Genomic DNA, 7,621 nt, shown 5'->3' on the forward strand with positions numbered 1-7,621 from the left:
CCCTTCGAGCACGGCGAGGAGAAGGCGGAGCTGAGCGGCGTGCGCGAGATTCTGCTGCTCGAGAACCCCAAACCGGACAGATTCCGGCTGACACGCACACTTCACCATCCCGACGGCTTGGAGGCCGATCTCGTGATCGAAGGCCCGGATCCCGGCGACCTTCTCGAGCGTATCGAGTCCATTGATCCAAGTCGCCATTTTCGCGAGAAAAGCGGATACCGGATCGCCCGAAGCTACCGGTTGGAATCCGCCACGGGAGGTGCCGTCGACGCCGCCGCTCCGACGCGCCTGCTCCTGACTCGCGGCGCGGCCCACGTCGCGGGTCTGACCCTGACGATGAAGGCACAAACCGGGCGCGGTATGCCGGCCGAGCTGGAGCTGCACACCGAGGACGGCGATACCATCGCGTTGCCGGAGGACATGCTGGCGGTGATCGGATGGGACTGGCGTCGTCTCAATCGTCTCAAGGCCTGTTGGAAAAGCACCCTACGCTTACGCGGGAAGGAGCCCGATCGCAGCCGCGACGCCGAGGTGAAGCTGACCCGAACCGTCGAGCATCTGGCCGAAACGCTCCGCGAGCCGCCCGCGCGCTACCATGAGCGGCTGGTCGCGGCACGTTGGAATGTCGCCTTTCGGCGCGCACTCCCGCTGCTGATCGGTCTAGGTCTGATCTTCGGCGCACCTGCGATCCAGTTCTTGGAGCTCTCTGAAGGGTCGCTGATCCGCATGCTGATCTTCCACTCTCCGCCTCTTCTCATGGTGCTTTTCTTCTCGATGAAGGAAATGCCGCGGATCGAGATCCCGCCCTTTCCCAAACCGTTGACCGTGGCCTCTTGGCGAGAAGAACCCTCGAGCCCGCCCGGCGAGATCCCGAAGACCTCGACGCAGGAGGCTTGAAAGGACCCGTAGGTTGGGCAAAGCGCAGCGTGCCCAACACACACCGCCGGCTTCTCGGACAGGTAGAATTGAACGACACGGCGTCCGATGTAAACCGCGCCAGCTCCAGCGGCCGTCAAGTCTGCCGGGGTCGATCCCATCCAAAAACATCGCATACCGCGCTGGGCGCGGTTTAAGGCGTATTGAGATCATGAAAAGCCGAGCCACCTCATAGGTGTGCATGTGGTACCAGGACGCGGTTTAACCTCGGAGAGAAGTAGTCACGATGCTCGGCAACCCGATGAATATCCCCCCGGTCTCGATCGCCGCGGCCAAGGCCGCGCTGGTCGAGCAGTATTCCGATCCGACCCTGCGACGACGCGCATCCATGCTCTGGGGCACACGCGGTGTCGGCAAGTCCTCGATCGTGCGTCAGGTCGCCGACCACTTCGGGGTTCCTTTGGTGGATCTGCGCCTGACCACAATCGAGCCGGTCGACATCCGCGGCGCCATCTATGCCGACGACAACCTGGCCAAGACGGTCTGGTTCCCGCCGGAATTCCTGCCCTCGCCAGACCAGCCCGACGGCATCCTCTTTCTCGACGAGCTCACGGCCGCGGATCAGCGCCTGCAGATCTCCGCCTACTCGCTGATCCTCGACCGTCGGGTCGGTCACTATCGGTTGCCGGACGGTTGGCAGGTGGTGGCCGCGGGCAACGCCAGCTTCCACGGCGCGGTCTGTCACGACATGGGCACGGCCCTGGCCGATCGCATGTTCCATTTCAACGTCCAGACCGTCATCGATTCCTTTCTGGCACATGCGATGGCCATGGATTTCGCACCCGAGGTCATGGCCTACCTCAAGGTCCGCCCGGACAAGCTCGACGACACCCAGTCGCAGCTTGCCAACGACCACCTGATCGGTGCCAGCCCGCGGGGTTGGGAGGACATCTCCAACGTCCTGAAATCCAAGCTCTCCGAGAACGCCAAACGGGTCTTCGTGCAGGGCCGCATCGGGGCCGCCAACGCCGCGGAGTTTTTCGGCGTGCTTCGCGAGATCCAGGCCGGTACCGACGTAGTACGCCTGCTGGCGAGCCGCCAGGGCCCGGAGACCGCCGCCTTGCTGCCCCGCACGCTCGACGGGCTCTACGGCATGATCTATGGCTTGCTCGCCGCCAGTACGGACGCCGACACCATGGCGCGAGCGCTCGAGATCGTCGAGCAGTTTCCGGACATCCGCAGCGAGGTCCCCCTGCCGATTCGCGAGTCACAGACGCTCGCGATGGAGCTTCTGATGCAAAAGGCGTTGGAGGTCGGATTGGAGTCGACCGTTTTGGACAGTGCGAGCTACCGGCATTACCTGGAGGAGCGGCGGAGTGGCGAGTGAGTGGCGAGTGAGTGGCGAATGATGAGTGGAGAGGGGTGAGGGGTGAGTGGCGAGTTGAATCCCGATGACTGATCTTTACCGCCACCGCGGGACGCGCGCGATACAGCAGATGGTGGAATTCGCGCCGTCCACCGGCGGGCTGGCGCTCTGGGTCAAGCACCGGGATCTGCCGCCCGAGATCGACCCCGGCCCGGTCGCAACCGACGGGGATACCGTCTATTACGGCGCCTCCTTCGAGCGGCTGTCGCTGCACGCGCAGGTCGGACTGGTCGCGCACGAAGTGCTGCATATCGCCTTGCGACACCCTCAACGCTATCTGGATCTGCAGCAGCTCTTGGGCGATGTGGATCTGGAGCTCTTCAACATCTGCGCGGACGCCATCGTCAACAGCGCCTTAAGTCACCTGAGCTGGCTCGAGCTGCCGGTCTCGTCGGTATTCCTCGACAAGCTCCTGCTCGCTACGCTCGGCATCGATGTCGGTGTCGACAAGGCCCTCCTCGAATGGGATGTCGAGCGCCTCTATCGCGCCATCGACGACCGTCGGGCAGCGGACAAGGGCCGCCCCCAAAAGATCCGCAGACGTCGCCGCGGCGGCATCGGCGACAGCCAACCGGGTGAAGATGGTCGCGCGTCGCGCAACCCGGTCGAGGACTCGACACGCTCGGAGGCGCGGGAGGACGGCCCGATGTCGGCACGGGTCAGGTCACTCGGCGCCGAGACCCATGCCGACCTCTTCCCCCAACCGGATGCGCAGAAGCAACCCGAGTTGGAGGCCGAGCAGGCACGCGAGTGGAGCGAGCGCATCCTACGTGCCCATGCCGGAGACGGTGCGCACTCCATGCTCCGCGCCCTGATCGCGGATCTGCCCAAGATCCGCACGCCCTGGGAGCAGATCCTGCGCACCCAGCTGGCACGCGGTCTCTCGATTCAGCCCAATCTCTCCTGGTCCAGACCGGCCCGATCCTACATCGCGAATCAGGGCCGGATCGGGCCGGGGCGACGCCTGCCCTGGGAGCCCGGCATCAGCTCGGCGAAGTCAGTGCCGCGACTGGTGGTGATCGTCGACGTGTCGGGCTCGATCGAGAACGACCTGATGGAGCGCTTCGCCGGCGAGATCGAGGCGATCACGCGACGCTTGGAGGCCGCACTGGTGCTGGTGATCGGAGACTGCCGGGTGCAACGGGTCGCGCATTTCAAGCCCGGACGATCGGATCTGCGTGACATCGAATTCAACGGCGGCGGCGGGACCGATTTCACGCCCCTGCTCGAAGAGGCCGACAAGTACGGACCGGATATCGGCGTGGTCCTGACCGACCTGGATGGTCCCGCGAGATTTCGCCCGGGCTGGCCGGTGATCTGGGCCGTACCCGAATCCTACGCTACGCCGGATCAACCGTTCGGCCGCAAGCTGCTCTTGAGCTGAGCCGCATCGAGTGCGAGGATTCGAGCTCAAGCCGACAAGCTTGGCCTGAGGGAGAAACGGTTGAAGAATAAGGAAAAAACGCGACGAGAGAATACCTTTGCCACCGTTGTCGTTTACGATTATGGCTAGGACAAGGTTTAGATTCGGGGCTCGGCTTATTTCCGACGCCATGCCATATCGGGATTTGCGCCGTGCATATCGCACCCGCCAAACAAAAAAGGGCCAGGCTGATGCCTGGCCCTTTTTTGTGCCGATGCGCCCGAGGCGCACCGGCATTCAAGCGGATCTTACTTGACTTGGGGCTGAGCCGGAGCAACAGGCGCCATCGGGGCGACCGGCGCTGCGTAGGGGTAGGCGTAAGGGTAGCCGCCACCGTAGTAAGGCGCACCGTAGCCGTAGTAGGGGTTGTTGTAGCCGTAGCCATAACCGCGACCCTGACCGCGGCCGTAGCCACGACCACTGCCGCCGCCGCTCATGCCGAAGTTAAAGTCACCGTAGCCGTCGCCGAACATGTCGCCGAAGGTATCGCCGAGGCCGGAGCCGTAGCCCGGGCCGTACCCGCCGGCACCCGGACCCCACCAAGCGGACGCGGAAGCGGAAGCACCGAGGAGGGCGGCGATGGCAGCAGCAGTAGCAAGCTTGTTCATTCTATTCTCCGAATCGATTTATGTTGTTGGCAGCAAGCGTGAAGTCCGTATCGGCCTCCACTGGCGAGCAGTATATTAGAAATAACTAAATTAGCAAGTTCTAATTTAAGATCGGATTGCGGTTCGTCATTGTTCAACCCGGCGGCCTGAATACCGCCGGCTCCTGTGCACGATCGGGCGATTCCGGACCGGCGCGCCACAAACGCCAACGCAGGCCGGGCTGGGTCGCGATCCCGACGACGGCATCGCGGATCCGGCCGGAGGGATCGACGACGAAGGTGGCCGGCACACCGACCACGCCCCACCGATGCGCAATCTGCCCGGTCGGGTCGGCGATGACCGGGAAGGCGTGCCCCGTCTCCGCCATATGGCGGCGCAGCTCGTGCGGATCGCCCGATTGCATCGCGACGGTCACCACGGTGTGGTCCTCGGCGATCGCGGCGACGGCACCGTCCATCAGAGCGCAGACCGGGCACCAGCTCGCCCAGAAGTGCACCAGCACCGGCCGTCCTGCAAGGTCTGCGAGGTCGAACGCCTGTCCATCCAGGGTGACGCCGACGAGCGGCGGTGCAGCGCCCGTGGCCAAAGGTCGCGCCTTCCACCATTGGACGGCGCCGAAGATCACCAGGATCAGCAAGATGTTGATGATCCATTCGCGCAGACGTTTCGATCGCCGAGCAGAGACGCTCGGGGTCTGATCACCGGACATGCGGCAGACCCTCGAAGAGGCCCTCGAACCGAGACTCCGGGTCGAGGTCCGCGAGCCCGGCGATGCGCAGGAGGTCGGCCGGGCCCTGCGTTTCTCGGCGAATCCCGCAGATCGGCGGACTGCCCGCCCAGATCTGAACCGAGCACATGGGTCCGGACAAGGGCCGCAAGATCTCGGCACCCATCGGCGGCAATCCCAGCAGACCAAGTGTCGCGGCATCCAACACGCCGCCGGTCTTGCGCAGACCGTTGCGCCACTGGAAGGCGTCGAACGCGGCGAGTGTTGCCGTGTCGACCTTGCCCGCGAACGGGATCGTCGTGTAGGACACGCGCTTCTTCTTGTTCTTATCGCGCCAAACGGACTTCCGGGTGGGCTGTTTCAGAAGCTCGCGCTCGGCCAAGGCCGTTTGAAGCTGAACCAGGTGCGGCGCGGCGAATCGCTGCAATCCGCTCGGCAGTGTCTTGATTCGACTCAGATCCGCCGAATCGGACAAGGACACCTGCTGGCCCGCCTGCAGCGCGGCATAGCGCGCGATGCGGCGATCGTAGATCTCGAGCGCGACCCGCTCGGTCGGCATGAGGCGGTGCCGATGCTCCGGATCATCCGGCTCGGCCTTACCGACCGCTTCTCTGAAATCGCGCAACGCTTTCTGCACCGCGGGATCGCGCGTATCGGTCCCCGACGCCGTCGCGGCCAAGAATCCGAGGTGACGCAATGCCGCTGCTGCGCGCGGCGGCAGCGTCTCCATCGGCATGTCCTCGCCTCGGCCCACCAGTGCGGCAAGTAGCGCCTTGTAATGGCGGGTTTCGTCTCGATCGAGCGGCCCGGTCACCAGCGCCGCCGGCACCGTCACGCGCCGCTCCGGCCCATGGCTAAAGTTCGCCGGAGCGACCGGCTTCGCCGGGTCGAAGGCCCGCTCCGGCATATCGCCGCCGGCCAAATCGAAGCCGACACCGTATTTGGCCCGCACCATCGACGGCTGGCTCTCGGCCCGCACGCGTCTGGCCAGATGATCCAGGAACTCGCCCCAGGTGTAGGGCTGCGTCTGCCCTCGGCCGTCGCGGTAGAACATCCCGAGGTTGCCCGTGACCGTCGGCGAGTCGGCGGGCAGCCCCCACTGCGACGACATTGCGGGCGGGGCGTCGAAGGCAGAAGGAACCCCGAGCGCGGGCGCATAGGCCGCGTCCATGAGCGCCGGCCTGGACACGACGACATCGTCCGAGGGTCGGCGTGCGCGAATCATCACATCCGCACGCTGCTGCAGCGACCCGGACAACCGATCCGGCCGGCGCAGACCGAGCGGCTCGGAGCCATCGCGAACCGAGCCGAGGCGCCGATCCGCGGCGGCCCACGCCGCGGGATCACGCCCGATATCCGTCTGCAGGCTCGCGATGTCGCTACCCGATGCCGCGCCGCCCGGCCAATCCTGCAGGGGCGCCGTCGGCTCTTCGACAGGTTTCACGCAGAGCGTATCGCGCGCCTCGCCACGCGCCAGCGCGAGGACCCGTCGACCTTCCCCGGCACCGAGAAAGTGAAAGAGATAATCCTCCTCGGGTGTCGTCGCCCCCGAGTCGAGGCTCAGGTAGTGCTTGGCAAAGGCAAGCACCGCAAAATTGTGACGCAGCAGTTGCACCTCCTCGTCCTTGGCATCGCGCTCGCCCTCGATCGTGTCTCGGATCAGGCGACGGACCAGCGCGTCGGAGAACGGGCCTTCCCCCAGGTCCATGGACTCGCGATCCGCCGCGGCCTCGGTCGCACTCAGTAGCTCGGCGCCGTACTTTTTGATGATTCCGTGGAAGGTTGCGGGCAGGAACTGCCACACACCGGTCGCCGAACCCAGCCGGCCCTCGGCGATGGTAGGCCGCACGTGGTCGTTCCAGGTGTAGGCGCTTTCCATCTCTCCGGTGGCCAGCGCCTGCCCGAGATTGGCCCCGGTCCGCTCGGCGACCTCGAGCAGAACGAGCATCTGTCGGGGGGAGATATCCTGTGTTCGGTCGTAGTCGCGCCACCGGGTCTCCGACCAGGCGCGATAGGCCGCAAGCATGAGCTCATGCGAACTGCCGTCCGTGGTGTAGACGGCATCGGTCACCGAAACCGAGCTCGTCGCCTCCTCGCTCGACTCCGCGGCAACCGACCAAGCGGCTGCCGACATCGAGGCCAGCGCCCAAGCCGCGACCCCGACGAGATCGCGCATGAAGCCGAACTGTCTCATCCTCATTTACGCTCGCCTCCTTTAAACCTAGATCCGGCAGTTGAACGGCCCCTGGAGTGCGTCCCGCGCGGTGTCCGGCAAGGCGCGACGAGGCGGCGTAGTGGTTCTACGCCAACGAGTTGCAACGCAGTCGGGCGCCGCGCGGGGCGTGCTCCAGGGGTCGTAGCGGCCTTCACCCAGCCGGTGAGCCGTCAGACGAGCGCGATCGTCAAGGCCGTCAAGACCTTCCATAAAGCACGAAGCGATCAACTGCCGGATCTAGGTTAAACCGCGTCCAGAGCGAGATGCTGACTTTCGAGTGAGCTCGACGTTTGGTGCATCCACGGCCCTTAGCGGCGACGCGGTTTAAAATGATCTATTTTTTAGC

Annotated in this window: 6 protein-coding genes; 3 read left to right on the forward strand and 3 right to left on the reverse strand. The window is 65.0% G+C overall.

Annotated features, from left to right (window positions below):
• The 3 genes from GPT33_RS11245 to GPT33_RS11255 all read left to right on the forward strand — a co-directional run.
• Positions 1-897 (forward strand): hypothetical protein (locus tag GPT33_RS11245; RefSeq protein ID WP_296808811.1); only part of this gene is annotated, 897 nt, incomplete at its 5' end.
• A gap of 280 nt (positions 898-1,177) precedes the next feature.
• Entirely contained in the window at positions 1,178-2,263 is a 1,086-nt protein-coding gene (locus tag GPT33_RS11250) for an AAA family ATPase (RefSeq protein ID WP_296808819.1), read from the forward strand.
• 64 nt (positions 2,264-2,327) lie between these two features.
• Entirely contained in the window at positions 2,328-3,686 is a 1,359-nt protein-coding gene (locus GPT33_RS11255) for a VWA-like domain-containing protein (RefSeq protein WP_296808824.1), read from the forward strand.
• A 287-nt stretch (positions 3,687-3,973) separates the two neighbouring features.
• Here GPT33_RS11255 and GPT33_RS11260 read toward each other — a convergent pair whose 3' ends face one another.
• The 3 genes from GPT33_RS11260 to GPT33_RS11270 all read right to left on the reverse strand — a co-directional run bounded on the left by GPT33_RS11260 (position 3,974) and on the right by GPT33_RS11270 (position 7,260).
• The gene (locus tag GPT33_RS11260) at positions 3,974-4,333 is read right to left on the reverse strand and encodes a sulfur globule family protein (protein WP_232407108.1); all 360 of its coding nucleotides are present in this window, start codon (positions 4,331-4,333) and stop codon (positions 3,974-3,976) included.
• 133 nt (positions 4,334-4,466) lie between these two features.
• Positions 4,467-5,042, reverse strand: coding sequence for a protein disulfide oxidoreductase (locus GPT33_RS11265; RefSeq protein WP_296808827.1), 576 nt, complete (start codon positions 5,040-5,042; stop codon positions 4,467-4,469).
• On the reverse strand, positions 5,032-7,260 hold the full coding sequence (locus tag GPT33_RS11270) for a peptidoglycan-binding protein (RefSeq protein WP_296808830.1): 2,229 nt from the start codon (positions 7,258-7,260) through the stop codon (positions 5,032-5,034). The genes GPT33_RS11265 and GPT33_RS11270 overlap by 11 nt, the downstream gene beginning before the upstream one ends.
• Positions 7,261-7,621 lie beyond the last annotated feature (361 nt).

This window comes from Thiocapsa sp. (genome assembly GCF_011390875.1).
Classification (GTDB): domain Bacteria; phylum Pseudomonadota; class Gammaproteobacteria; order Chromatiales; family Chromatiaceae; genus Thiocapsa.